Raw genomic sequence first — 26621 nt, forward strand, 5'->3', positions numbered from 1 at the left:
CACTTTTACAAATTGTCGGTGTTGTCATTGGTTATACGTAAGTTCAAACAGGTTTGAGTAAGAAAGAATATTATTGCTAAGCTCTACTAAGCGATGGTTATTAACAAATTGATACATCACTTCAACTGGGTCGATATAAAAACAATCGATTACCCCATATTCATCATCAAGTAATTGTGCCGATTGTCTATTTTGCATGTGCGCTGACCTTAAGAGACCAGCACTTGCAGGAAACACAAATGCATTATTAACACTAGCACCTGGCATTATTTCTTTGAGTGATTTAGCGTAAAAAAACTGCTTCACCAAGTCAGGAATAGAGACATTGTTGAGTGGCGTATTATATCAATGGATAAATTCGAAAAATTTGCAAAGAAAAATACTGTTGAAGGTGGCACCGGGATGCGAAGTACTAGCTCAAGTAATCCAACTAAACTCTGCGAAGAATCGTATTTCAAATACCTATAAAAACTGACATCACTGACATAATTACTCTCTGTCTGTCATGTCAGTGCTGCGCATTAAAAGGAAAGGTGCGATTAATATTAACAACGTCTTTCAACTTTAACCTTGGCCTTATGTTAATTGCAAAAACCTTAAGATAAGTAACTAATTGGTATTTTTATAAACCGAAGCAAAATCCTGTGTAACTGTATGTTTTTACATTTTAAATATGTTTACTTGGCCATTATTCTTAGCTTTGCATTTATACTATTACAGCGGTTATAACAAAACTCAACACACCCAAACACCATACTACTTTCAAGGTTCGCTTCTTACTTCTCCATGCATCAGTGAGCAATGCGTAGCACAGAGTGATAACTTGATAAAGTACAATAAACTGTAAAATATACGCCATAAAGGTAGCAAGGCTTAAAGTATGAAACCGAGACATTTGAATGCTGATGTATGTGTAAAGTAGCGCAATGAGAAGTCCATAAAGGCTACCAAAGAAAATTAAGCTTAGATGAAAATAGTTTTTAGATTTTTGATAAGGACTATTACGCTTTTTGTTTTTAATATAAATCAAAATTGTTGCTATAACTGCACAGGCAATTGCAAATGACGCATAAAATAAGGACGTATCTAGTAAGCCCATTGCAAAATATGTATTTGTGATTTGGCTTATTTGGGCAAACACTGAAAGTACATAAGAAATAGCGCCAATAACAAGTGCACCGATAATAAGAAGTGGCACGTAACCAAATGTTGATAAGCCTAAAGCTCGCATAATAAATACCTCTAAAAAGATTGAATTATTTCAATGGAAATTAAATACCGCAGTAAATTAGGCTGCTCGCCTTGTAGTTGGGCGCCAATCAGTTAATGAATCGAGTTCATGTGCGGCAGTAATGTCACAGGCATTAAGTTGTTCAATTTTGCCTGTAACACCTGCACTTTTCCCCTTTAAAAACAACATACTGTCAAGTTCAAAAATCGATATGCTCTCAAGGACATGCTCACCGCTGGCTGTTTTAATTAGCAAATGATTACCTGAGCTTATAGCTGATTTTACAGCGCTCAGAGCAGCATAACTTATGTGTTTAAGGGCAAGGTGTTTACTCAAATTAACCTGCGCTGTTAGACGCTCAAACCGCACCACCTTACTTTGATGATTAGCATTACGCTTTTTATGGTAAGTGGTTTGTGCAGCCTCAAATACATGTTCAATAGAATGATAAATTTCATCTGGCAGCATGGCTTTTACCGTTTCGTTGACATATTTCAATGCAAACGCCAACTCTAAGGTCATATCTAATGAGTTACTCGGCTGAACAGCAAACCAAAGCTGAGGCTTACCATTTGGATTAGCACAATACGCCACTCCAATCGTTTCTAAACCGATAAAGTCTGACTTTATGGTATTTTCTGAAACCCCATATTTACAAGCCAGCTCAGGAATAGTTACTGAATACCGGGTCGACAAATCATTTTTCTCAATGCTTCTTCTGCGCTCTGACTGGTTCATACTTGCTACCTCTGCCACATTAATGTTGTTGATCTGGTTTGATTAAGTTATCGATTAAGCTGCAATATCGCAGTCACAACAGCAGTACCAAAGGTCTACAATTTCACCTACAGAGTATTTAGATTTGCATTTACCAATCCACGATGCGCTGTTTAGTTGGCCTCGAATGATGTCTTCGCTTAGGTAAAACACATTTTCTAGAATAAGTTTTACCGCTTTGTTTAAGGTATCTGGATTAAATTGGGCTTTATTTAAATTTTTCATATTTCTGTTCCGATCATCTGCTTAAAACGAATATGGAACTAGCTTAACCAATCAATCTAATTTACTTATTACCTATAAATTAGTTATAGTTTTTATGATAAAGAAAAGGTGGGAAATTATGGAACAAAGCAAACCGTGTAAAACCAAGAAAACAAAATTTAGATATGAAGATGTGCTTGCTGAACCACGGAATTTGGCAAAATGGATGAGATTAAGAATGAAGGCGTTGAGTAAAACTTATGAAGATATAGTGCAAGAGTCAGCTCTTATCGAAATAAAAAAGCTGAACCGCCTCGAAGAAGAAAAGGTAAGGAATCTAAAGACGTATTCAAGTAATACATCCCTTACAAACAAAGCCATCACAGCAATTCGAAACGATTATTCTTTATTGAAAGATAAATCAGGATTAAAAATAGTCACTCTCTACCGATTGAACAATGGCTCCGTAAAACCTAGCTCTAATACAATAAATAAACTTGAGTCTGTATTAGGCAATGTTCCAAAAGACATAAAAGCGCCTTCACGAATGAAAACACTATTTAGATTTTTAGACATATTAGAAAGTAACACCGCAAGCTATGAATCTAGAATTCCACAAAAGTGTTTTTACAGTGAAAGGGGTTATCAAATACAAACTAAGATATATGTAAACTGCCATATTAAAAAGTATTTCGGTGGAATATCAAACATAAAAAGTCCATTTCATAGCCTTTGTATCCACGTAAGTCTTGGAGGTGTAATTGAAGAAAGGTTGAGAGAAGAACCTACGTCAATACCTGATATTCTCACGGGTATATATGAGGTCTTTCGTGATGATGAAATATGTGATGAAGATATAAAAAATTACCTGAGCATAATTTCAAAGCGACTCTTTCACATGAAATATGATGACTCTATTCAAGTTGCTGTAAAGTTGCTCCGGTTAGTAAAATTTATCGAAGTAATGGTGATGAGCTACGGAGAGATTTTAACAAAATTAAAAACAAAATTTAGATTTTCTCAATCAGAGATTGCTAGATTGCTTAATACTACTCAGAACAATATTTGGAATATCATTAACAATCGTACTGAATATTTAAACACCAACTTATGTAAGCGCATCTATGACCTCTATTTTAATAAAATAACTAAGGTCAGATGGTCTAATATGGAGCAAAGACAAGATTTAGTTGATTCGCGCATTGGTAAGGGTGAAGCATTTAACAAGCTGAAAAGTAAGCTCTCAAATTACGGGTATAGAGAGTGTGATCTCAACGAGAGCTTACAAGACCATACCCAAGACTTTTTTGGGTATCCCTATTTGACTAAAGCGCAAAACCAGAAAGTAAAATGTGATTTTTTACTTACGAGCAGCAAATCCTCAAACAAAATAGCCTGCTTCTTTAAATATATCCCCATCACAAAAAAACGCATCATGTACTATTTATTTATGGCTCAAGAGCTGGAAGCTACACATATTATATTTTTGCATGGAAATGATGAGTTTATCTGCATGCAAGTTCATTCTTGGCCTGCATTTGTGACTGACATTCCATTAAACTTGCATTCTATAGAGTATAGGCTCATTGAAGAACGCCATATTTTTTCTTCTTTGGATAAATCGATAATTGAAAAAACAAGTAACTTATTTCAAAATTCACAAGATTTAAAAAAATACGAAAGCAACTTATCCGCTCTAATTAAAAAGTTTAAATTAAATAATTGTATTCATTCAAATAGCTTTGCCCCATTTCATATGCGCATGAACTTCAAAGATACAGAATGTTCGCAGGATGAACTAGATTTACATACGAAGTCTGTGTGGGATAAACCTTTACCTTTTTATGAACCTACTCTCATGATGGAAGCATCTAAAGGAACCAAAAGGCAACATTCAATGTATTGCCCAGATACTTATAAGGAAAGTCAAAATGAAAAATACCTGGTCGACAAAGCAGAAAATCTAAACTTAGCTGAATTTATTTAAATTCAGCTCGACTTATATTAATGTGGCATCTAAAAGCAAAACTAAGGGGGGATTCCCCTTAGTACTAAAAGCTATGCAGCATTTGATAGGGGCTGACGCTTTGAAACAGAAAACAGGCTTTCTATATTTCTTTTGTCTAATTGCTCTTTTGTGAGTAGCTCAGAGCTTACTCTATCGAGTAAGGCTTTATTGCTCCGTAACAGTTCACACACTTCCTTGTAGGCTAAAGAGAGCCAATTATTGATTTCAAGGTTTACCTGAGTAGTATCAACGGTTAGCTCTGATGGTATTGCTAGGCCAAACTGTTCTGACATGCCCCAATTCACAATAGCTTTTTTGGCTAAGTTAGTAGCCTTGCGGCGATCATCTGTTCCACCAATGGTTTGCGCATCTCCCGTCATGCCTCGCATTTTCTCAGCTGCAATACCAGCAAGGAATACCTGTAAATAAGCTTTTACCCGCTGCTTAGACAATACAGGTTCATTCTCTGCTTGCCCTGGCACCACCATGCCTAGAGCAGCACCTCTAGGTTGAATAGATGCAAATTCCACCGGTACATCTGGCAACAGCAACTTATGAGCAACCAAGTGACCGGCTTCATGATAAGCGGTGTTAGCAATTTGCTCTTTCGACTGTTTTAACGACTGACTGACATAGCCAAGTTTGGCAGAACGTATTTCTTCAATTAATAACTGAGGTTGCCATTCATAATTATCAGCCAAGCTGGAAAGTATTGAGTTATTAAATATTTCGTTAATCCTGCCAATTGTGGCACCTTTTAACATAGCAACCAGTTCGTCTTTTAACTCAGCGTCTAGCTTACTTTCTTTATTATCAAACCATTGCTGTACACAAGCCGCTCTCGCGTCTTTACACGGGAGGTTAAAAGGCACTGTTCTATCAAATCGCCCCACTCTGGTTAATGCAGAATCAAGCTGATTGGGATTGTTCGTCGCTGCCAGTACAAACACTTTGCTGTCGTCTTTACTAAACCCGTCCATTGCGGTGAGCAGAGCGTTGACAGCGATAGCATAGCTGCCTGATGAGTTGCGAGATTTTGCAATGGAGTCTATTTCGTCTAAAAAAATAGTTGAAGGCTGGTAGCGTCTAGCAACCGCAAACAGGTCGTTAATATTCTTAACTACATTGCCCACCAAAAGATTAGCAGCGTTGACGGAAAAGAAGAACATATCGCTTTCGGCAGCCAGCGACCGTGCTAAGTGGGTTTTGCCGGTACCGGGCAAACCTGTAAATAAATAGCCTTTGGGAATTTCAATTTGCTTAGTATGTGCTGATTGTTCTTCTCCCATAGCCGTAATAATGAGTTTTAAACGCTTTTTCACAGCGTCGAGGCCAATCACATCATCAAGTGAACCTTCTGGCTTACCGGCAAAATCCAAAAAGTGCAACTCAGCATCTTCAGCACGTACTCTTTGCTTTTGAGTAAGCGACTTAAAGTTAACCTCTACGCCATTGTTTGTGAGCTTATGGACGAGCTCAAAATTAACATTGGTGTTTCTAGCAATAGCTGCTGCCGTGTGCTTAATAAGCTGAGCCTGATATATAACTCCTGAGAGAATGTAATTCAAAATATCGTAGCCAACTTCTCTTGTTGTTCTGTAGTGCTTTTGAGATAAAAGCCCAGCATTATATTTTTTTAGCTTAGATTGCTCGGCATTAAAACTACAGGTAAATACTGCTTTATCAGGATGCTGTTTAATCAGATCAGCTAGAGAGTTTGTATCTGCAATTAGTTCAGATTCATCAATTAAAATTGCATCAAAGTTGGCTTTTAATGCCTTTTCAATCGAAGTAAGATCTGTATTTTGAGTAACACTCACTCGCTCGTTCACCAAATCGTAAACGAAATGCTGAGAAGACAACACATGAACAGTTGGAGTTACATCATTTATTACTCGTTCATCTGCAAAGCAAACATTGTTTAATTTTGCTAACTGGTATGGAGGAACTTCATCAATTAACTTATCGATTATATGCCCCTCCAGTTTGCCTAACTGCTTAGCGATGGTTCTTGGGCTAACTGCACCGCCTAAAGTAGCCAGAATAATTTCAGCTGTTTTGCCCGATGGCCATTGAACTTTACGTTTACTACATCCATTAATTGTTTTATGGGCAATAGTCACTAAATCTTTTGCTTTAAAAGGCTTAAATACAGCAATGTTGCCAGCAGCCAAACGATTAGCCATTTCTGGTGAAAGCACTCGGTCACTGCTTGTTTTCTTTCTGGTTAACAAATCTAAGGGATCGAAGTCGATATTACATTTATCGCCGGTTAACTGAGCGCTGCCAATGTTAGTTGTAAACACGAAATAGCAAAGTGAAAAGTCCACTTTTCTATTACTAGTAGAGTCAACCGCATAGCCCTTATCAATAAGAGTTAACAGTGATTGCACTACTTCAGGGTGGGCTTTTTCAATTTCATCAAACACTATGATTGCTCGCGGTTTTTTTGTGACTGATAGGGTTAAATCACCTAATGCTGAGTCAACAAACTGAGAACCCGAGCCAAAAAGCTTTAATACATCTTTAGAGTCAGAATATTGCTCCATATTGAGAATATTAACCTGATAATCAAGTCCTAGTGTGTCGGTAAATACTTCGCCAATCGTTTCAGCTAAAAATGTCTTACCTGTACCGCTTGCACCAAAAAATGTCGATACACCAAGGTGAATAGCAGATCCATTAACTAGTAAAGATGACAGATGTGTTGATACATTTTCAACTGCCAACGACTGGCCGATGACCTTGCCATACAATGTTTGCTTTACCTGTTTTGCTAATAAATACGGTTTAGATGGATCTGTTTTGTTTTGCTCTACAAACTTTTTAATTAAAAGGTCATTATCATCAAAGACTCGATGAGTGGTATTTTGTTCTTCAACCCAGTTTTTGAAGTCTGTAGGGGAATCAATAACGAAGCTGATTGTGTAGTCTTCATTTTTCACGAGTAACTTCTTTAATAGCTCTATGCTGCCTCGTTCAAATGATAACTTTTGCTTATAAGCATGCTCTGCAATAGAAAACCAGTTTTTACTTGGTCCTCTTAACGAGCCGGTTCCTGTTTCAGCAGTACGTTCAAAAACTTGCTCCATTAGCTGAGCACGCAGTTGATTACATTGCGTTGGGAAGCGAACTGTAAACGCAGGGAGCTCAAAGGCATAAGAAAATTGATTAATAATCCCAACACAACCAGAAGCCGCCGCCAACAGTAGTTCCTCGTCTATATGAATTGGATTTTTATCTTGCGTTGTACCATCAATGTCATGCTTAGCTTGTACCATCCAAGACAAGTTGTTAAGTAGTTCATGCACATTACTGTCACCGTATTTAATCAACTCAGCTAAATTGATTGTGCTTAATTGATCTGTAGGTTGTTCAGATTGATAAAAACCCAATAGACAATCAGCAAATGGGTCTGCATTTTCATCGCAATTACCGCTTGTTGCTTCTCCAATAAAGCCGGTTTCATTGTTATTATAATCAAACTCATTAATTGAATCGTCTTGCTTTACGCTGTTGGTGAGCACTAAAAATTCAGCGAATTCTTCAAAATAAAAGCAACCTGTTTTTTCGTAGTAAGAGGTAAATTTTTTTATACCTGAAACGTATTTATCAAATGTTTTATTTGCCCACTTTTTGGATGCTTTCTCACCAAAATTGCTTAGCTCTGTGCGAAGCATATCTATATTCGTAACATCAAGACACGAAATCGTTAAGTTAAATAGAGCATCTGAATTAAACCTAAATTTAAATGTGACATTTTCGTCATAAGGTCTGTGTGCCCCCAAATAGTGTGCTAGGCAAACCGCAAGTAGTTCACTGTGTTTATAAACACCAGAGGTGAAGATGCTTTCTCTTATAGCAGTCGGAAAGGTCTTGTAATAAGAAACTAATAAGCTATTTTTTTGTGATGAGGTAAGTGTCATGCAATGTCTCCAGTTTGTATTGCTAAATTGAACATTGCTAATATTAATGAGCTATCCGCAGCGTCACTGCGGATAGCAAAAAAACTTAATTTAAAATTTATAAGGGCGGTTATAAATTGAGGGGCTCAGAAAAACCAAAGTTGCAATTAGCACACTGCTGGAGCCTCATTTGCTGTGAGCTCCCGCCTTCAGTTCTCTCTACGAAAAGTATTTCCTGCATATTTTCTATATGGCATCTTGCACAATTATGCGTATGAAAAGAGTCTTGAAAAGCATCACTATCTGTACGACCAATTAATGTGAACAAATACTGTTCCTTCCCCATTGAGATAGTAAGACGGCATAAGTCGTCATCTCGTAGTACACTAACTTTTTCTGTAGTGGCACATTTCGGGCATTCTAATACTAATCCAAGTTTTTTATTTATTGTTAAGTTACATACATGTGTATGATCACATACATCACAGTTGAACAGATATTTACTTTCATTGGAATTAACTAGCTCACCGATCCCACGTAAGGAGTATGGGTTGCTCTGTGCGTTTAAAGTTTTGTGTCCAACAATTTCGCTAGCAATTAAATTAAAGACATCTGGATCATCGCTTTCAAATAAAATAAAAGTAACAACACCATCTAATAAGTAGTTCTCTGACAAATAAAACTCACCTTTTTCTGGCGGATAAAAATCTTCCCCCATTAAAAAGTCGTCGAGATTTTGATTTGATTGACCTTCGTGGATGTCTGCCGTTCCATTAAAAGTAACAGTGTAATCACAATGTGGACACTTTTCCTCCCCTGAAAAGTGGAGTAGATATTCTTCCTGATCTTTATCTAATATCTCATGAGTAATGTCTGAAAAAGTAAGGCAACCAGGGCAAAGTTTAATGGTCATTAAATATCCTTTTTATTTTTGTTATAGCTCTAGTGTGAAGGGTAAATGTCTACTCTACATTTAATCATAAAGAAATATTTATTTTTTAAGGTTTTTTTTAATAATTTTTTCTATCCGCAATGTCACTGCGGATAGCTCCGGATAATCCATTTCAAGCAACGGCTCAGAATGCGTTGTAACTTTAAAACGAAATGGAGATATCTCATGAAATTAAAAGCTATATATTGTTTATTAGCACTGACGCAAGTGACCGCATGTGGTGGTGGCAGCGACGCCAACCCCTCTGGTGGTAGCGTTAACCCTGCAACAGGCGCTAATCCCTCTGTAACTAAAGATATGACTGTTACCTCATCGATAGAAGCCATCACTTTAGGAGAGAATGAAGAAGTCATATTTAATTTAACCGCGAACGATGTAACTGGCACTCTGTCGGTTGATTTAACTCAATATACAGGTATTGGCTTCGTTTCCAGTACTATTAATGGTTCAACCATTTCAGTTACATACTCACTTCCTGAAATGGTTAATAACAAGACCGAAGAAATCCCTATCATCATAAAAGATAGTGATAATGAAATCGCCCTTAATATATCTTCCAATGCCATAAATACCTCTGGTGAAATCATCTTAAATGAAGTTGAAGCTTTACGAAATGCGATTGTTCAGCGAACCGCATATAACGATATTTTGCTAGCTGCTAAATCATATTCGACGATGCAGTATCTGAATGGGGATATCTCAAAAAGTACCTCAATAAAACAAAGCGAAAATTTGGAATCGGCTAAAAGTGAAGCATTTAAATGGGGTTTTGATACTTATTTAGATGTGAATGTAACCGAAATTGATGAACGTATAGTCAGTTATGAAAACAGCGAAATTTCAGAACAAGAATTAGAAATACTATCTTTTTCTATTAGTGACAGTTTAACCAATGGAGCAACTTATTTAATTGATGCAGCAAATAGCATTGCAGATAAATCGAGCAGCACCCCATCGCTTCCTTCATATATTGTTTCAGCGTCACCTATAGGCGTTTCAGGTTTTATTGATAATGAGCAATATGGCTTTTGGGATAAAGAAAATTGGGTCTTCAATAATGACTACCAGCTCCTTACCCATGTTGTTAACAGCCCTTGTTACAGTAATTAATTAAAGAAGGATAAACCAATATGAAAATCTTAAATATTTCATTAATTTCAGTAGCAATAAGCCTTGTATTTAGCGCTACTGTAAATGCAAATACTGTTAATTTGATCTTGAAACACAAAGACAATCAAATCACAAAATACAGTAAAATTAGTGAGTCAAAGAAAGCGATGCAACACACACTTTCAGCACTACCATTAAATATACAAAAGTCGACTCACAAAGTTATTAATAACTCGAAGTACAGCCTTATTAGTGTAGATGCTGATAGTCCAGAACAAGCAATAAAAATGCTCAAGGCAACTGGCAAATATGAATCAGTAGAGCTGGATATTGTTGTTCAAACTCCTAAGCCAATCACTGAGCTGGTATTTAAAGTGAATAGCAACAGTGAGGATGGTTTACCCAATGATCGTTATTACGATGATCAAAAGCCTTATCTAGGACCATTAGGCAAGGGTCAAAATTATGCTGGTGAGTATTTCACTGGCCACAACTTTGAAGGTGTCTGGCGCATAGCTGATACATCAGCAAGGCTTATTAGAGTAGGTGTAGCCGATAGTGATTTTACTCAACATTCTGACATTATTTATAGTAATGAAGGCTTAGACCTTAAAGAGCGAGATAATGATCCCTTTCAAACGAATGAGTCATTAAATGAGCGTAAATGCGGTTCACATGGAAACGCTGTATCTTCAGTTATATCTGCAATAAGAGACAATAAATTTGGAATTGCCGGTGCAGCTATAAACACTGAGATTGTTCCAGCTAGAGTTTTAGACTGTGGCAGTGGTGGCATTGCTTTTGCGGATGCAATACGTTGGTTTGCAGGAGATACACTTGGTGAGGGAATACAGGATATATCCGAGCCTGTCGACGTCATAAACCTAAGTTTAGGTGCCAAAGTACCAGGAGGCTGTATTGATTATGTGCAGGACAGTATTGATTACGCTACTCAACGAGGCATCCCTGTTATCCTCTCAGCCGGTAATGATAATATCGATGTAAAAGAACACCTACCAACCGGTTGTAATGGAGTTATTATTGCAGGTGCAACTAACTGGAAAAATGACCGTGCTGAATTCTCAAATTATGGTAAAGAAGTAACAGTTTCTACCCACGGTACCGGTGTTGCAGCTTACAGCACCCAAAGATTTGAAGGCGACGAGCTAGTTTATGGGTATAGCGGAACATCTTTCTCTGCTCCTTTAGTTACCTCAGCCGTTGCAACTGCGATTGGTCAAGCTGGTAAATTAAGCATTGAAGAAATTAAATTTTTACTTGCAGCAACGTCTGACAATTACAACGAAAACTCAAGTTGTATACTAGAAAATAAGCCCTGTGGCGCAGGTGGATTAAATGCAAAAGCGTTTGTTGAAGCCGCAATAAAACTTAAATCAGGCGAATTGAGTTACATTCAAAATGCCTTTGCTGGTACTGAGGAATGTGTTTCCGATATTATCGATGACTTTTTAAATACTGAAATTCAAAGCTGCCGCTTGTTTGAAGTAGCCTTTAACTCACTGGCTCAAGATAAACAAAGTATTACTTATTCGCTTTATCGTGTTGAGCAAGGTAGTGAGTTAAGTATTGAAAACTCTTCTATGGAAATCTTAATTGATAGCACTCAAACCCCTTCCGTGTTGATGGAGTTTGAACAAAGTGATTTAACGAGTTTTGACTATGGTATGCGAACCTGCATTAACGGTAACTGCCAACCTATAACTCCGATTAATGTAAGTTTGGAGAATGCACCTAAATGTACTAATTAAATAGAACGCATAATACCTCTGTACAAACTGGTTTCAGGTGCCTCCCCTATAGCTGGAGCCAGTTTTTTTTCAATAAATTCTCTAAGTTTTTGCTCTGTACCCTGCTCTAAAACTGTAAGTACATCGCCTTTTAAGGAGTGGATGTTAGATATCTGATTTCGCAGACTTCCCAATTGAGTTTCAAGTGAAGCAATATCTTGAATTACTTGTTCTAGCGCTTGTTTTTTTATATTAATATCATCCAGTAGCTCGTTGTTAGCCCGGCTTAATTCGATTGCTTGCTCTCTAAGCTTTAAAATTTTTTGTTTTACAAACAGCTCTTTGCTGAGATGTTTTTTATTGGTAATACTTTTAGACTCCCCCCTTTGAAATCCCAAGTCTTTAAATGCTTCAAACGCTAAATCCTGTATTTTCACAAAATGTGGGTTCAGCGTGTTTGTTTTGCCATTATTATTTAACCCCTTAGCCATCAAGTAGCGTAAGGGGGCTACCTTTTTCGAAAAATCGTAATTCATAAATTGAACATGAGCATGCACATTGCGTATAAACCGATTATTTTCCAAGGCCCATAGCGTCCTTCATCTAGATGAAGATCTAAACCAAGAACTTCCACTCCAAGCTCTGATTTTACAGCCATAGCATACTGTTTCAGACGCTTTATTGTTGCTAGCTTTACTTTGTCTTTGCCGTTCAATTTTTCTAGTTTAGAATAATGTTTTTCGCTCAAGCACAGCACGTGCTCAAATAATACATTGTTGTCTACACGCACTTTTTTACCCGTCACATCTTTGTGCTTCTGACACATTAAATCAAGAGCTTCAGCGCATGAACTGGCCCCATGAAAATAGTAACCAGCATTATCAACTGAATGATCCCAATGGACATTATCTGAATTGGTCAACCCGCTTCGTTTTGCATCCGCATGATCAAGCACAGGTATAGCTTCTTTGCGCTTGTAGTAGCAGCAATGTACGCCAACTCTAGGTAGTACACTCATTTAATGACCTCCTTAATTTCCAAAGAAGGAAGTTCATTATTTTTACTTATACTTAAATCGAGCTTGTGGTAGCTACAATTTAGCTTACATATACGTTCTTCAACATAATTAATCATCTCGGGGAACTTAACAATATAACAAGCTAATTGCTTTTTCCTATAATCTTCATTAAGCCAAATTTTTGAACTTACCATCCAGCTTAGCTTTGTCGGATTTGACAAAAACGCAAACAGATACCAAACCTCGGTATAAACTCTTTTAGGCATTCGTTTATCTTGCTTAGTTCTTAACAAGTAATCCAGATACTCCTTAAGAAATAAACTGTAGAGCTTACCATAGGGCCTACCCTCACTTCCCTTCGTTGAATTAAGATCAGTTTTTGAGATATTAAACTTTTCCATATAAACCTCCTATGTTGTAACTTGAATATATCGTATTTCAAGAAAACGGACGGACTTGGTATGGAAAATATTTTAATCAGTAAAAAAAAGGTGCAGCAAAGGCTTTAGTAGGTTATAGCCTATCTATGTATTATCGATTTTGAAATTTACAGTAGAGCTAACTCGTCTTTGCCCCAAAATCATTTATAGCTATTTCTCAGTACACCTTGCTAACTTATTACTTGCCCAAATTTTTGTAATGAATCAATATGCCATTAGTTGGTTAACCACTCGATTATTTTATCAATTTATTTGATGACAATTTACACCATGTATTCAAGGTATTGATTATGGAATTACAGACAAGGCTAGTTTTTATCGATACAAGCGCTTTTGAAAAGAAAAACTATCAATTTGGGCAACACGCTCTTGGTCGTCTTCAAGAACTAATTGAGGATGAGAAAATCCACTTGCTCATTACTGATGTGACAAGGAAAGAGATCGACTCCCATCTCAAACACAAATCTGAAGAAGCAGCTTCTATGATAAAGAAGATGCAAAGAGATGCGATGTTCCTAAGGAACACCCCCGACCTTGATTGTCATGGCATCTTCACCAAGGTTAAAGGTGATGATATTTATGCTGTTATCAGTGAAAAATTTGATGATTTCGTCGAAAACGGCTGCGTCGAAACAATTGATGTAAGCACTGTTAACCCTCAAGTTGTGTTCGATGCTTACTTCAACAACCTCCCTCCCTTTGGCAAAGAATCAAAAAAGCACGAGTTTCCTGATGCATTTGCGCTAGAAGCTATTAAAAAGGTGAGCTTGGCTAGAGGGCATTCAGCCTACATAGTTAGTGACGATGGCGATATGAAATCATTCTGTGATCAAGAAGATAACTTCATTCACCTTGAAAACGTCGATGACCTAATTGACTTGATTGTTCGAAGCGACAAAGCGTACGAAGAACCAGCAAAATTTGCTGATGAAGTATTCGAACAACTCCTAGAACAAATCAAAGCTGATGCCCTACAAGCTCTCAAAGATGGTGAGTTCAACTATGAAGACGCAGATCCTTTCGATGAAATTATAAATTCTATAGAAATCAACTCGGTGAATGTTGAGAAGAAAAACTTACAGAATGTCGATACTGAGAGGGCTGAATACGAAGTAGAATTTGAGGTGATTGTTACCGCAAACTATTGCGTCTCAGATTATGACCGCTCACCTTGGGATCCTGAAGATAAGCAGTATGTCTTTGTCTTGAGTAATGAATCAACAGTAAAACATAAAGAAACTTACACTGCCCACTTAACTCTTGCTTATGACGACGGATTAAAAGCTAAAGCATATATTGAAGAGCTGTATTTCCAAGATGCGTACTTCGAACTGACTGATAATGACTCTGAAATCATTCACTTCAAAGAACTTGATATCAACGGTGAATGACATGAAGCTATATGTAATAGGTAATGGCTTTGATGTTCATCATGGCCTTGACACTAGGTATACATCTTTTGGGCTTTATCTCAAAAATAACTACTGGGAAACTTATGAGCTATTGCTTGACTATTACGGGTTTGCTGACTTAGACCCAGATTTTCCAACAACAATGTCAGACCCTTTATGGTCTGAATTTGAAACGAGTATGTCACTGCTTGATAAAGATTCAGTTTTGGAAGCAAACATGGATGCAATGCCAAACTATTCTTCAGATGACTTTCGAGACAGAGACCGATACACGCTTGAAATTGAGATGGAGCGAATACTTGGCCTTCTAACCACTGAACTGTATAAAGCATTCAAAGAGTTTATTTTGGCTGTACAGTTTCCTCAGTTTGATCACAGCCGATCAGTAAACATTGATAGAGACGCTGTTTACCTCACATTCAACTACACAGATACGCTTTCTCAATACTACGCAATCCCTGATAAGAACGTGCTATTCATTCACGGGAAAGCCGATGAACATATTGATGAGTTAATTCTCGGTCATGGTGTTGATCCTGAAAATTTCAAAGAGAAACCTGCCGAACCACCATCAGGATTGAGTGATGAAGATTTAGAACGTTGGATGGAATATCAATCTGATCAATATGACTACTCATTCGAGCGTGGTAAGGATGCGATCAATCAGTATTTCTCAGCAACTTTCAAGGGAACAGACCAGATCATAAAAAACAATGAAGACTTCTTTGCAAAGCTTGCCAATATTGATGAAGTCTATGTTCTCGGCCACTCATTAGCTGACGTAGATTTACCCTACTTCCAGAAGTTGGAGCAATCAGTCAGATCTGGAGCTAAATGGGTTGCGACATTTTATGACCCTGATGATGAGGAAGTGCACAGTGACACTCTAACAGGACTTGGAATAGCCAACGTTGCAGTTGTGAGAATGGAACAGATCTAAAAAAAATACTGTAATATCATTAGCAATTGCGGTTGATTGTAACATTGCTTTTTCTAAATTTTTCTTATGCGAAGCATTCAATTTTGAACAGCAGCTCTAACTCGAAATTGTCCAAAAACAATTTAGTTAGTCTTTTCGTACTACTAAATAAAAAATCGGCTCCAACTGGAGCCAATGAGATTTACGTTTCCTATGCTGATTTTGCCAACTTTTCCGCCAACATTTTGGGACAAAGGTGCGTGTAGCGTTTGAGGCTTGCAAGATCTTTATGACCTGTGATTGCAGCTATCTCCATCATGTTTAAAGTGGTCTCTTCAAAAAATCTACTAGTTGCTTCGTGCCTAAGATCATGAAACCGCAAATTCTTAATTCCTGCTCGTTTGACAACTTTTCGGAAAGCACCGCCAACTGTATAAACACTAATATCAAAAATAGGGCCTGACTTCATACGAGGCTGCGCTAATATTATTTCTTTAGCACGATTACTCAATGGTACAATACGCTTTTCATCATTTTTTGTATCTGTTAATAAGATAGTTGAGTTCACTTCGTCAAAATTCTCCCAACACATACAAGAATAACCCCATTTATTAAGTTGTTCTCTACTTCGTCCATTAACTATTTCACCTTGCCGCATAGCTGTTTCAATAGCCAAAGTGATTATTTCATCAATTTTTCCATCGTATTGCTCAGCATATGTCATCAACACGGCTTGTTCATGTCTAGGTAATCGGCGATCACGCGCTTTGCCTTTTGGTGGCAGCGAGATTGGAGTAACAGGGTTGCCATTAGGTAAGTGGATTTGCCACTCATTCATGGCATACTTGAACATACGTTCTAAATGCCCAAGTTCTTTACGTACTGTATCGCCGACAACTGTTTCCAAGCGATATTTTTTATACTCCCTAATGTTCTCTATTGATACATCTAGTAAAGAAAAGCCTTCAAAAACCTTCTTTATACGATCATTCATATACATAATACTTTTTGAAGATTTTTTTTCAGCTAAAGCTTCTTCCCAATACTGCTCTAAAGCCTCCACCACCAGTTTCTTTTTTGCAGCGTCAGTGGATTTAAAAGTAGACTGATCCATTGCTGTTTCCACTTTTCTAACCCATATTTCTGCATCGCTCTTCTTAGCGAATGTTCGACTCTGGCCTTTGAAGCCTTTACGGCGAACTTTCGCCTGCCACTTACCATTTTCGCGTTTTGTGATTGTTGCCATAAATAAACTCCTTTTAGTTGCAATGCCAACGTTGAACATCATCGCAGATCCCTAAAAGTATGTCTGGGGCAAGAAAATTGAAAAATTTGCCCCAATTACAGAACTGACAACATGGTAGATAAAAATATTTCGAAAAGTTCATGGTATACGCCTCGTGATGACAAATAAGACCCAAAAAATCTTGGTGTCCCTGAATTGTCCCAAAGGCTAAAAGAGAGGATGGCCCACCCGAGAGGATTCGAACCTCTGACCTATGCCTCCGGAGGGCATCGCTCTATCCAGCTGAGCTACGGGTGGTCAATAAAAACATACACTTAGCAATAAGTATTCACTAATAATTAGATGTAATGTGAACTTACCAAATACACTATAAGTTCACTATTACTGTGCTCCCAATTAACTCTAACTCCCCTTCCGGAGGGCCACGTGATATCCATTTCACCACGAGAGCACATTTGTTGCCGCCACACCAACTCGCGATATCAGTGCTTTAGCATCAGCAATGATAAAGAGATCTTTAAATAAATACCAGTAACATCAGCTTATATGCTTATTAATTAAACTCTTTTAAATAAAACACTTCACAATGGCTTAAAAACACGCTATTTATTCTTATTGAATAAGAAACAGTAACGGTTTAGTAACATTGAAACTATGATTGTCGCTGTGCGGATGGATTTAATACGAGGAAATAATGATGAGTTTAATGTCTACTGAGCAAGTTGCTGAATTTTTAGGTGTAAAAGTAGAGCGTGTAAAACGTCTCTCTAGAGAAAGTTTATTAATTGCTAAATCAGAAGATGAAAATGGTGAACCACAATTTGATACAGCCGAAGTAACAAAATACAAAGAGCTCGCCGAGCGCTTTGGTGGTCTTTAACATCTATAAAAAAGTATTATTAACGAGTTTAGTTAGCTGCGCGCGTAACATTACAGATTTACTAGTTATGCTGCGCTCTTCATACCAGCCAATACATAACACTAAAAAAAACAGCTTATAGTAATTCAACTTATTCATTGAAAGATTAAACGTTTTTGTTTTATCGATACTATTTTTATAGTTATTTAACAATGCACTTTCACTGCTCTCATTAAGATTAAAGCTCACTGCAAGGGCTGCCAAATCAAAATACACATCATTAGTTTGTGCATATTCAAAGTCAATTAAATACATGCCCGAAGCATTTACAATAATGTTATCTTTTACTAAGTCGTTATGACAAAAGCCTGCATTAAATGACATAGCTGCAACGGCTTTGAGTGCCTTCTCTATTTGAGGTTTGTATTGCGTATATACGTGGGTGCTTTGATAAAAATGAAGCTCTTTAGCTATATCCATTGGCGCGGTAGACACTTTGTAATTGTGCACTTGAGCAAGTTTATTAATAAAGCTAAGCGTTATATCCGATTGCGCGCTCTTGCCTTCAATATAATTAAACACCGCACGACCGTTTTCTTTATCAAGCCAAATAGGCGCAGGACATATATTAAAGTCGCTTAAAAAGCGCTGCGCTTCAAGACCGTCACTTGGCCAATGGCTTTTATAACACTTTAACAAATACCCTAGTTGCTCGGTACGTATTAAAAAATTATCGTTACTAAAGCCATTAAATAATCGCTCGCTTGAAACAATGCTTGTAGGCTCTATAAACGCACTACACATTTTTACTAACTGAGTATGCTCAATCATTGATTAAAGCTGTGCTAGAGGCTTAGCTTGGCTTTGTTCGTACTCTTCGTACCAAGTTTTAAAGCCCCACGCTGCCATAATGGTATAAAATATAAAGAGTGCTAGCGTTGGGTAATAGCCTTTTTCATAATATAAATACATAGAAGCGGCATCTATTACAATCCAGTACAGCCAGTTTTCGAGGACTTTTTTAGCCACTAAGTAAGTAGTTACTACGGCAAAACACGTTGTAAAGCTATCAAGATAAGCAAAATCGGCATGAGTATAGTTTTGCATAACGTAACCAATAACTATTGCAGCTACGGTTGTTAAACTAATTAAAACAGCATGACGGTTTATCGACCACGATGTAATATTTAAATTTGCAGCCTTGCCTTTACGCCATACAACCCAGCCAAATACAGCCATATACATATAATAAAAATTAAGTAATGACTCCATAAGCAATGCGCCATTCCAGTACATTATTGTATAAATGAGCGTGCTAAAAAATGCCGCTGGCCAACACCATAAGCTTTCTTTTATTGCTAATAATAAATAAGCCATCGACAACCCTACCGCAATATATTCCCAATGCGACATTGCTGTAAAACCACTTAAGGTTTGTGTTAAAAAGTCCATATTATGCAGTTACCGTTTAGTTGTGCCGATTGTTATACCAATCTGCTTATATACGGGGTCTATTTAACGTTAAGAAAATTACGCTAGAACTAGGCAAAAATTTTTGTATCTAGTTGTTCTAAATAAAAAATTTTAACGACGTTATAGTGCAATTTAATTCGTTAAATTGATCAAAGATTTATGCAGGTTGGTATTATAGGTTATTCAGGCGATAAGTCGCCAGAGAGAAACTTACATACAAAAATAGCTTTACCAAATTCTTCATATGAACGTTTAATTTCGGTATTTAACACCTGCATTACTAAATCGTAATCACCAAAAATTTGCGTTGATAACGTGTTAGTAATCACTTTTAAATCATCGTATTCGTTTAATCTGTCAATAAAGCCCTGAATAAACGGGATATAATCTTGGTGAAGTGGGTATTTACTGATCTCTACTGATAATTTCATTTTTGACTCTTTATTTTAATTACCGATTACAACAAGTCATTCAATGCTAGAGCCGTTATTAAATACAGTGTAAAATCGCTGCAACACTCAATTGAAATGAGCTTAAAATGGCACGTAGAATAACCTACAAATATAAAAACGAACCGCGCGAGATTAATTTCGCTAAAGATAAATACCACGACATGTATCAAGCAATTGCTGCCGCCGAAGGTATTGATCTAACTAATTACTTAAGCATGGTACAGCAAATAGAAATGACCTCAAAAGGGTCTGCTTCTGTTCGTAACTTTCGCGACCAAGAATTTGCCCGTATGGGCTTTAGCGACGTTTACTTTATAAAAGAGTAAATACCGCTTTATAGCTGTATTAACGCTGATACTCATAACTTACGCGCGGTGTAATATTACATAATAGCTCGTAAGGGATAGTATCAGCGCATAATGCTATTTCTTCAACTGGTAGCTCAGGGCCCCACATAGTGACTCTGTCGCCCACTTTAATATTGTGCTCATTAGCGCCTATATCTACGCTAATCATATCCATAGCAACACTGCCAACAATACCATAACGCTGCTTACCAATTACAACTGGCGTGCCCTCTTTAGCATGCCGAGGATAACCATCGCCATAACCCATAGCCACAACAGCTAACTTGGTTGGTTTATCGCTTTTCCAACGTCCGCCATACCCTACCGCCTCATTGGCTGGTACATTACGCACTGCAATTACGCGCGTAGTTAAGCGCATAACTGGTTTTAATTTATGTTGTTGCCCAATACTATTTGCCATTGGCGATACGCCATATAACATAAGCCCAGGGCGTACCCAATCACCATGGCCGCTCGGCCATGCAATAATACCAGCAGAATTTGATAAACAATGTGCTTGGTCAATACCATTCACTAAGTTATCAAATAACGTGATTTGTTGAACCGTTTTGGCATTATCAACATCATCAGCACACGAAAAGTGGGTCATTAAATTAACGGTATTTTTGGCGTTAGGTGTTTTTTGTAAGCGGTTATAAAACTCTTCAAACTGCTCTGGTGCAATACCTAGTCGATGCATACCTGTATTTACTTTTAACCAGCATGTTATTGGCGCATCAAGCTTTGCTTTTTCAAGCGCGGCTAATTGGTATTCATCATGAATAATAGTTTGAAAGTTATTAGCGAGTAAAATAGGTAAGTCGGCTTTGTTAAAAAAGCCTTCTAGTAAAACTATTGGCTTTGTTAAGCCCCCAGCTCGAAGGGCAAGCCCTTCATCTATTCGCGCCACAGCAAATGCGTCAGCATTATTTAAATGCTGCGCAATCGTTACTAAACCATGCCCGTAAGCATTTGCTTTTAGCACCGCCATTACTTTGCTGTTAGGTGCAAAGCACTTAACTTGCGCTAAATTATGCGCAAGTGCAGCTAAATTAATTTCAGCAGTGGCTAGGCGCATTAGTAATCATCATCTACCGCTGGTCCCGCGTAATTATCAAAGCGAGAAAATTGACCTTGGAATGTTAAACGCACTTTACCAATTGGGCCGTTACGTTGTTTACCTATGATAATTTCGGCAATACCTTTGTCAGTACTGTCTTCGTTATAAACTTCATCACGGTAAATAAACATGATTAAATCGGCATCTTGCTCTATCGACCCCGACTCACGTAAATCTGAGTTAATAGGACGTTTATCGGCACGTTGCTCTAGCGTACGGTTAAGCTGCGAAAGCGCAACAACCGGACATTTTAGCTCTTTTGCTAGTGCTTTAAGTGAACGTGAAATTTCAGCAATTTCTAGCGTTCGGTTATCAGCAAGGCTTGGTACACGCATTAACTGCAAGTAATCGACCATGATCATACTAATGCCACCGTGGTCGCGGGCTATACGCCTTGCACGTGAACGTACATCGGTAGGTGTTAAGCCCGATGCATCATCAACGTACATTTTACCTTTTTCCATCAACAAGCCCATTGTTGATGAAAGTCGTGCCCAATCGTCATCATCTAATTGACCAGTACGTACCTTAGTTTGGTTAATACGGCCAAGAGACGCTAACATCCTCATCATAATTTGTTCTGAAGGCATCTCTAGTGAGTAAATTAATACTGGTTTGTCTTGAGTCATTGCAGCATGTTCTGCAAGGTTCATCGCAAAAGTGGTTTTACCCATTGATGGACGCGCTGCAACAATAATTAAGTCAGAAGGCTGTAAGCCCGTCGTCATTTTATCAAGATCGGCATAACCTGTACTTACACCCGTAACACCATCTTGTGGTGATTGATAAAGCTCTTCTATTTTATCAACGGTTTTTTCAAGGATGCTATGAATGCTTTGCGGGCCTTCATTATTTTTTGTTCGTTGCTCAGCTATTTTAAACACTTTGCTTTCGGCAAAATCGAGTAAGTCGTGACTGGTACGTCCTTCGGTGTTAAAACCCGCTTCTGCAATTTCGTTCGCTACGCCAATCATTTCACGTACAACAGCACGTTCGCGTACAATACTTGCGTAAGCGTCAATGTTAGCAGCACTTGGCGTGTTTTTAGCTATTTCTGCTAAATAAGCAAAGCCACCAATTCCTGCCAGTTTATTATTTTTTTCTAAACTTTCAGAAATAGTGATTAAATCTATCGGATCGCCAATCTCAGCAAGTGCCGTCATCGCCTCAAAAATTAACTTGTGCGTGCGGGTATAAAAATCCTGTGATACAACAAGCTCCGCTACGCGGTCAAAAGCTTGGTTATCAAGCATTAAGCCACCTAAAACAGATTGTTCAGCTTCTATTGAATGGGGAGGAACTTTAAGTGTATCGACTTGCTTATCTGGTTTGGCCATAACTTCACAGTAGTAAAATTGAATGGCTCTATTCTATCGACTTGAAGGGGCTGTGCAAATAGAAAAGCAGGAAATCTTTTCCTGCTTTTTGTAATCGTGAAGGTGAATGAGCGTTATTTAATACGAAGCTCTATGCGTCCACTAATTGTATCCATTTCAACATTAGCATTACCGCCATTAATGCTAAATTCTAAATCACTGGCTGGGCCGTATTTAGCTTTACTGACTTTATCGCTAGTAACTTTATTAATGATTTTTCCATTAGCGTGCGCTTTAATTTCAAAATTTGCAGATATGCTGTCAGGAAAGTAAAAATCACCATCGCCACTTACCGATTCAAAACGTACATCACCGCCTTTTAAAAGCTCTTTAATATGTACTTCGGCTTCGCCATTTACCGTGTTAATACGTAAGTTTTTAATTGACGATAGCGTAAAATCTATATCGCCATTTACATTTTCAAGGCGCACATCATTGGCGCTTGAGGTTGATTTAATATCGCCATTAACAGCGCTAAAACGTAGTTCACCACTTGATTCTCTATCGTTAATTTCGCCATTAACGGTTTCAAATTGAATATTACCACTTAGGTTTTCAGCGTTCACATCACCATTTACGGTGGTAAGCTTAATATTACCGGCAATATCATCTACTGTAATTTCGCCATTAACCACATCAACTTCAGCGCCATTTTTTAGCTCTTTTGCAGTCACCGATACATTAACGCCAGCAAACTCTAAACTACTGCTTTTAGGCATAAATATGGTTAAGCTTGAGCCATCGCCATTATTACCCCAATTTGATTTACGTGGCATTTTTACAATAAACTGAGTTTTATCGCCATTTGTTTTAAGCTCATAACCCTCGGCTTTGTCATCAAGCTCGCCAGATACTTTAAATTCGTTTTTATCCCAGCCTGTAATATGTATATCACCGCGTTGGTTTTCAATAAAAATAGTGCCGCCACTTGGTACGTCTATTTGCTTATCTATTTTTTCACCCGCTAATACCGCCAACGGAAATAAGCTCAGTCCTAATAAAATCGCTTTCATGTCGTACTCCTAAATGTGCTGCCAACGTGGCGCGTGCACCTTGTTAATTAAATCAAGTTGTTGTTGATATACTTGCGCTAACATTGTTAGTAGCGCTTGGTTTTGTGGCTCATTTTCAAGAACTTGCTTTATTGCTTGCTCTGCGTTTTCAAGCTCTTGTAGCTGCGTTTGCCAGTTAGTGGTCAATGCTTCTTTATTTTCATATTCAACCAACAAACTGTTTTTTTGCGCCGAAAAGTAATCACTTATAGCCACTACGGGTTGTGGCTCGGGCGCTATAACAAATAAATTTACAGCAATTAAAGCCGCTAATGTGCAGGCAGTTATTGCTGTTAGTTTTGGCCAAATAGCAGTGCCTTTTAGGTCCTGCTTATTACTAACCATTGCTCGCTCAATTCCCGCCCACAGGTCTTTTTGTGGCGTAATATCTTTATCAAACGTGTTTAATGACTCATTTAAATAGTCGTCAAAATTTGGTTTATTCATTTTCATACCACTCTTGTAGTAGCTGCCTAGCACGATGATATTGCGACTTACTTGAACCAACAGCCATACCTAACTGATCGACTATTTCCTCGTGCCTGTAACCTTCGATTGCAAACAACACAAACACCATACGTGCGCGCTCAGGGAGCCTTACTATTAATTTATCGAGACCATTTAGGCCTTTGCAGTCATTAGCTGATTGCTCATCCATCCCGCAGTGTTCAATGCTCACTACTTTTTGCAGCCAATTTTTTTGCTTGCGTAAGTAACCAATTGCTACATTACTTGCAACACTGTAAAGCCAAGTAGAAAACTGCGAACGCCCATCAAACAATGCTATTTTACGCCATACCTGTACAAACACTTCTTGGGCTGCATCTTCAGCATGCGCTTGGTCGGCTAATAAACGTAAACACAAACCGTAGACTCGTTTTATATGTAACTCATAAAGCGTTGTGTATGCGCCTTGATCACCTGATTTAACACGCTCAATGAGTGTAGCTTCGCATAAAGGCGTTTGTTCGGGTTTAACGTGTAACATCCGTGATGTCGCCTTTTAATTATTATTATTGAGTTAGTGTATTGATAAGTTAGACGTAATAACAGTTCGAAAAGGTTTAAAGGGAATGAAAAAACAATCGAATAAAAAAGGGGCTTATACGAGGCTTTATACCAATTCGCTTAATTAAGTGATCTATTTTGAGGATTGGTATTATTTAACTGTGCCCTTAACTAATAAAGTTAGCCAAATTACAGACACAAAAAAGCCGTGCTAATAGCACGGCTTTTGTCGCTTAATTAAAAATTAAGCTTCAGCGATTACGATTACTTTAATAGTAGCCGTTACGTCTGAGTGAACTGAAATTGATACGTCAAATTCACCTGTCTCACGGATAGTACCTAGAGGCAAACGAACTTCTGACTTAGCAACTTCAACACCAACAGCTGAGATAGCGTCAGCGATGTCACGAGTACCGATTGAACCGAATAACTTACCTTCGTCACCAGCTTTAGATACTAATGTAACTTCTGCTAATGCTTCTAGTTTTTCAGCGCGTGCTTGTGCAGCAACTAACTGTTCAGCGATTTTCGCTTCAAGTTCTGCACGACGAGCGTCAAACGTTTCAATGTTAGCTTTAGTCGCAGGAACTGCCTTACCTTGAGGGAAAAGGAAGTTACGTGCGAAACCAGATTTAACTACAACCTGTTCACCTAGGCTACCTAGGTTAGCGATCTTATCTAGTAGAATAACTTGCATGTTTCTACACCTTTTAAAAACTGTTAATCCGCTGCTTACTTATGTAAGTCAGTGTATGGAAGAAGGGCTAAGTAGCGAGCACGCTTAATAGCAGTTGCTAGCTGGCGCTGAAATTTAGCGCTAGTACCTGTGATACGGCTAGGTACGATTTTGCCACTTTCTGTAACATAGTTTCTAAGAGTAGCTAGATCTTTGTAATCGATTTGTTTTACGCCTTCCGCTTTAAAGCGGCAGAACTTACGACGTCTGAAATAACGTGCCATGAGATTAATTCCTCAAATAATTCTTTCTATATGCTGAGCATGCAAAACCAATTGGCTAAGGCCGTTACGACCTTCGTGGCGATTTAAAAAACCACTCACTTGCAATGCCTGCCCAACGTGCAAATGTTGAGTCTGTTGTTGCATTTGCTTTCCACTGGCAACTACCTGAAGCCTCACGTAACTATTACGGTTAAGGTCTGCTTCGGTTTGCATCGATTTATGTTCTACAACAAAAATACAATGCGGGATGCCAGCAGGGCTTTGGCTAAACTTGGGAGTTTTACAAACTACCCCAGATATAACCAGCTGATTCATATATGGGCTAACCATTATAGTAACTGCTGATTACATGCCATGCTAGGACTCAAAACAATTAAGCAGCTGGTGCTTCTTTCTTCTCTTCTCTTGCAAGAGGAGACGCTTCAGTTTCAGCAGTTTTAGTGCGGATAACTAAGTTACGAAGCACTGCATCGTTGTAGCGGAAAGTAGTTTCTAGCTCGCTGATTACTTCAGTTGGTGCTTCAACGTTCATAAGAACATAGTGAGCTTTATGAAGCTTGTTAATTGGGTAAGCCAATTGACGACGGCCCCAATCTTCAAGACGGTGGATAACACCACCAGCTTCAGTGATAGAACCAGTATAACGTTCGATCATACCAGCAACTTGCTCACTCTGATCTGGGTGAACCATGAATACGATTTCGTAATGACGCATGGATATTCCTTACGGTTAATAGAGCCTTCTACCGTTTCGGCCGGTCGGTTTAAGGCAAGGAATTAATAGTTTAAAAGCCGAAATGAGCGCGCATTTTACGCTTAGACGGATAATTAAGCAAGCAGGTTTTTTAAGCTTTTATAGATAAGAGTTAAAAGGTAATTATTACGAGCTTCGCTCGTCGCGTCTGCAAGCTGCTCGCCTACCGAAAAAGTTAAGCACAGAGTGCAATGTCTCTTGTAGAAGCCGAGCTTACTCGCGTGAAAAGCGATAGCTTTTAATTGCTTAA

General features: G+C 38.1%; 29 protein-coding genes and 1 tRNA gene. 7 read left to right on the forward strand and 23 right to left on the reverse strand.

What is annotated here, in order from left to right; genetic code table 11:
• Positions 1 to 24 precede the first annotated feature (24 nt).
• From CXF89_RS21175 to CXF89_RS07675, 4 genes are all read right to left on the reverse strand, one after another.
• Positions 25 to 198, reverse strand: a complete 174-nt coding sequence (locus CXF89_RS21175; RefSeq protein WP_180961388.1) for a hypothetical protein — start codon at positions 196 to 198, stop codon at positions 25 to 27.
• A 508-nt stretch (positions 199 to 706) separates the two neighbouring features.
• Positions 707 to 1231, reverse strand: coding sequence for a hypothetical protein (locus tag CXF89_RS07665; protein WP_121954272.1), 525 nt, complete (start codon positions 1229 to 1231; stop codon positions 707 to 709).
• 57 nt (positions 1232 to 1288) lie between these two features.
• On the reverse strand, positions 1289 to 1969 hold the full coding sequence (locus CXF89_RS07670; protein ID WP_121954273.1) for a hypothetical protein: 681 nt from the start codon (positions 1967 to 1969) through the stop codon (positions 1289 to 1291).
• Between the two features lie 54 nt (positions 1970 to 2023).
• Positions 2024 to 2233: a hypothetical protein gene (locus CXF89_RS07675; protein WP_121954274.1), complete on the reverse strand. Its 210-nt coding sequence runs from the start codon at positions 2231 to 2233 to the stop codon at positions 2024 to 2026.
• 118 nt (positions 2234 to 2351) lie between these two features.
• Between CXF89_RS07675 and CXF89_RS07680 the strand changes: the two genes are divergently transcribed.
• Positions 2352 to 4199 (forward strand): hypothetical protein, encoded by a 1848-nt coding sequence (locus CXF89_RS07680; protein WP_121954275.1) that lies wholly within the window; start codon positions 2352 to 2354, stop codon positions 4197 to 4199.
• A 71-nt stretch (positions 4200 to 4270) separates the two neighbouring features.
• Here CXF89_RS07680 and CXF89_RS07685 read toward each other — a convergent pair whose 3' ends face one another.
• Both CXF89_RS07685 and CXF89_RS07690 read right to left on the reverse strand, forming a co-directional pair.
• Entirely contained in the window at positions 4271 to 8146 is a 3876-nt protein-coding gene (locus CXF89_RS07685) for an AAA family ATPase (protein WP_121954276.1), read from the reverse strand.
• Between the two features lie 109 nt (positions 8147 to 8255).
• A complete protein-coding gene (locus tag CXF89_RS07690) occupies positions 8256 to 9038 on the reverse strand; it encodes a hypothetical protein (protein WP_121954277.1) in 783 nt (260 codons plus the stop codon).
• Positions 9039 to 9242: 204 nt separating this feature from the next.
• On the opposite strand from CXF89_RS07690, the gene CXF89_RS07695 reads away from it, so the two are divergent.
• Both CXF89_RS07695 and CXF89_RS07700 read left to right on the forward strand, forming a co-directional pair.
• The gene (locus CXF89_RS07695; RefSeq protein WP_121954278.1) at positions 9243 to 10187 is read left to right on the forward strand and encodes a hypothetical protein; all 945 of its coding nucleotides are present in this window, start codon (positions 9243 to 9245) and stop codon (positions 10185 to 10187) included.
• Positions 10188 to 10207: 20 nt separating this feature from the next.
• The gene (locus CXF89_RS07700) at positions 10208 to 11956 is read left to right on the forward strand and encodes a S8 family serine peptidase (RefSeq protein WP_121954279.1); all 1749 of its coding nucleotides are present in this window, start codon (positions 10208 to 10210) and stop codon (positions 11954 to 11956) included.
• On the opposite strand, the gene CXF89_RS07705 is transcribed toward CXF89_RS07700, so the two are convergent.
• From CXF89_RS07705 to CXF89_RS07715, 3 genes are read right to left on the reverse strand one after another with little or no spacing between them, the layout of a single operon-like run.
• Positions 11953 to 12471 carry a hypothetical protein gene (locus tag CXF89_RS07705; RefSeq protein WP_145990809.1) on the reverse strand — a complete coding sequence of 173 codons (519 nt, stop codon included), beginning with the start codon at positions 12469 to 12471 and terminating at the stop codon, positions 11953 to 11955. The genes CXF89_RS07700 and CXF89_RS07705 overlap by 4 nt on opposite strands.
• The gene (locus tag CXF89_RS07710) at positions 12468 to 12953 is read right to left on the reverse strand and encodes a hypothetical protein (protein ID WP_121954281.1); all 486 of its coding nucleotides are present in this window, start codon (positions 12951 to 12953) and stop codon (positions 12468 to 12470) included. The genes CXF89_RS07705 and CXF89_RS07710 overlap by 4 nt, the downstream gene beginning before the upstream one ends.
• Positions 12950 to 13354, reverse strand: a complete 405-nt coding sequence (locus CXF89_RS07715; protein ID WP_121954282.1) for a hypothetical protein — start codon at positions 13352 to 13354, stop codon at positions 12950 to 12952. The genes CXF89_RS07710 and CXF89_RS07715 overlap by 4 nt, the downstream gene beginning before the upstream one ends.
• Positions 13355 to 13683: 329 nt before the next feature.
• On the opposite strand from CXF89_RS07715, the gene CXF89_RS07720 reads away from it, so the two are divergent.
• Entirely contained in the window at positions 13684 to 14784 is a 1101-nt protein-coding gene (locus CXF89_RS07720) for a PIN domain-containing protein (RefSeq protein ID WP_121954283.1), read from the forward strand.
• A gap of 1 nt (position 14785) precedes the next feature.
• Positions 14786 to 15745: a bacteriophage abortive infection AbiH family protein gene (locus tag CXF89_RS07725; RefSeq protein WP_121954284.1), complete on the forward strand. Its 960-nt coding sequence runs from the start codon at positions 14786 to 14788 to the stop codon at positions 15743 to 15745.
• Positions 15746 to 15935: 190 nt separating this feature from the next.
• On the opposite strand, the gene CXF89_RS07730 is transcribed toward CXF89_RS07725, so the two are convergent.
• Together CXF89_RS07730 and CXF89_RS07735 are read right to left on the reverse strand one after the other, a co-directional pair.
• Positions 15936 to 16970 (reverse strand): tyrosine-type recombinase/integrase, encoded by a 1035-nt coding sequence (locus CXF89_RS07730; protein ID WP_180961389.1) that lies wholly within the window; start codon positions 16968 to 16970, stop codon positions 15936 to 15938.
• Positions 16971 to 17190: 220 nt separating this feature from the next.
• A tRNA-Arg gene (locus CXF89_RS07735) sits at positions 17191 to 17267 on the reverse strand.
• A 400-nt stretch (positions 17268 to 17667) separates the two neighbouring features.
• Between CXF89_RS07735 and CXF89_RS07740 the strand changes: the two genes are divergently transcribed.
• Positions 17668 to 17850, forward strand: coding sequence for a hypothetical protein (locus CXF89_RS07740; RefSeq protein ID WP_007587299.1), 183 nt, complete (start codon positions 17668 to 17670; stop codon positions 17848 to 17850).
• A gap of 3 nt (positions 17851 to 17853) precedes the next feature.
• Here the strand turns inward: CXF89_RS07740 and CXF89_RS07745 are convergent, their stop codons facing one another.
• The 3 genes from CXF89_RS07745 to CXF89_RS07755 form a co-directional block, all read right to left on the reverse strand.
• A complete protein-coding gene (locus CXF89_RS07745) occupies positions 17854 to 18660 on the reverse strand; it encodes a phosphotransferase (RefSeq protein ID WP_121954286.1) in 807 nt (268 codons plus the stop codon).
• A 3-nt stretch (positions 18661 to 18663) separates the two neighbouring features.
• Positions 18664 to 19281: a nicotinamide riboside transporter PnuC gene (gene pnuC / locus CXF89_RS07750; protein ID WP_007587303.1), complete on the reverse strand. Its 618-nt coding sequence runs from the start codon at positions 19279 to 19281 to the stop codon at positions 18664 to 18666.
• Between the two features lie 200 nt (positions 19282 to 19481).
• Positions 19482 to 19733 (reverse strand): hypothetical protein, encoded by a 252-nt coding sequence (locus CXF89_RS07755; RefSeq protein WP_007587304.1) that lies wholly within the window; start codon positions 19731 to 19733, stop codon positions 19482 to 19484.
• A gap of 107 nt (positions 19734 to 19840) precedes the next feature.
• Here CXF89_RS07755 and CXF89_RS07760 point away from each other — a divergent pair, with 107 nt between their 5' ends.
• Positions 19841 to 20080 carry a DUF2960 domain-containing protein gene (locus tag CXF89_RS07760; protein ID WP_007587305.1) on the forward strand — a complete coding sequence of 80 codons (240 nt, stop codon included), beginning with the start codon at positions 19841 to 19843 and terminating at the stop codon, positions 20078 to 20080.
• A 19-nt stretch (positions 20081 to 20099) separates the two neighbouring features.
• Here the strand turns inward: CXF89_RS07760 and alr are convergent, their stop codons facing one another.
• The 9 genes from alr to rpsF all read right to left on the reverse strand — a co-directional run bounded on the left by alr (position 20100) and on the right by rpsF (position 26332).
• Entirely contained in the window at positions 20100 to 21179 is a 1080-nt protein-coding gene (gene alr, locus CXF89_RS07765) for an alanine racemase (protein WP_121954287.1), read from the reverse strand.
• On the reverse strand, positions 21179 to 22558 hold the full coding sequence (gene dnaB / locus CXF89_RS07770) for a replicative DNA helicase (RefSeq protein WP_007587308.1): 1380 nt from the start codon (positions 22556 to 22558) through the stop codon (positions 21179 to 21181). Before dnaB ends, alr begins: the two co-directional genes overlap by 1 nt.
• A gap of 113 nt (positions 22559 to 22671) precedes the next feature.
• The gene (locus CXF89_RS07775) at positions 22672 to 23610 is read right to left on the reverse strand and encodes a DUF4097 family beta strand repeat-containing protein (RefSeq protein WP_121954288.1); all 939 of its coding nucleotides are present in this window, start codon (positions 23608 to 23610) and stop codon (positions 22672 to 22674) included.
• A 9-nt stretch (positions 23611 to 23619) separates the two neighbouring features.
• On the reverse strand, positions 23620 to 24102 hold the full coding sequence (locus tag CXF89_RS07780; RefSeq protein WP_121954289.1) for a hypothetical protein: 483 nt from the start codon (positions 24100 to 24102) through the stop codon (positions 23620 to 23622).
• On the reverse strand, positions 24089 to 24637 hold the full coding sequence (locus tag CXF89_RS07785; protein ID WP_121954290.1) for an RNA polymerase sigma factor: 549 nt from the start codon (positions 24635 to 24637) through the stop codon (positions 24089 to 24091). Before CXF89_RS07785 ends, CXF89_RS07780 begins: the two co-directional genes overlap by 14 nt.
• 264 nt (positions 24638 to 24901) lie before the next feature.
• Complete coding sequence (gene rplI, locus CXF89_RS07790; protein ID WP_002962755.1) at positions 24902 to 25354, reverse strand: 50S ribosomal protein L9; 453 nt, start codon at positions 25352 to 25354, stop codon at positions 24902 to 24904.
• 35 nt (positions 25355 to 25389) lie between these two features.
• On the reverse strand, positions 25390 to 25617 hold the full coding sequence (gene rpsR, locus CXF89_RS07795; protein WP_007378475.1) for a 30S ribosomal protein S18: 228 nt from the start codon (positions 25615 to 25617) through the stop codon (positions 25390 to 25392).
• 12 nt (positions 25618 to 25629) lie between these two features.
• Positions 25630 to 25947, reverse strand: coding sequence for a primosomal replication protein N (priB, locus tag CXF89_RS07800; protein WP_004588456.1), 318 nt, complete (start codon positions 25945 to 25947; stop codon positions 25630 to 25632).
• 43 nt (positions 25948 to 25990) lie between these two features.
• Positions 25991 to 26332 carry a 30S ribosomal protein S6 gene (gene rpsF / locus CXF89_RS07805; protein WP_007378473.1) on the reverse strand — a complete coding sequence of 114 codons (342 nt, stop codon included), beginning with the start codon at positions 26330 to 26332 and terminating at the stop codon, positions 25991 to 25993.
• Positions 26333 to 26621: the final 289 nt, after the last annotated feature.

The sequence above is a fragment of the Pseudoalteromonas sp. MelDa3 genome (assembly GCF_002863625.1).
Classification (GTDB): domain Bacteria; phylum Pseudomonadota; class Gammaproteobacteria; order Enterobacterales; family Alteromonadaceae; genus Pseudoalteromonas; species Pseudoalteromonas arctica.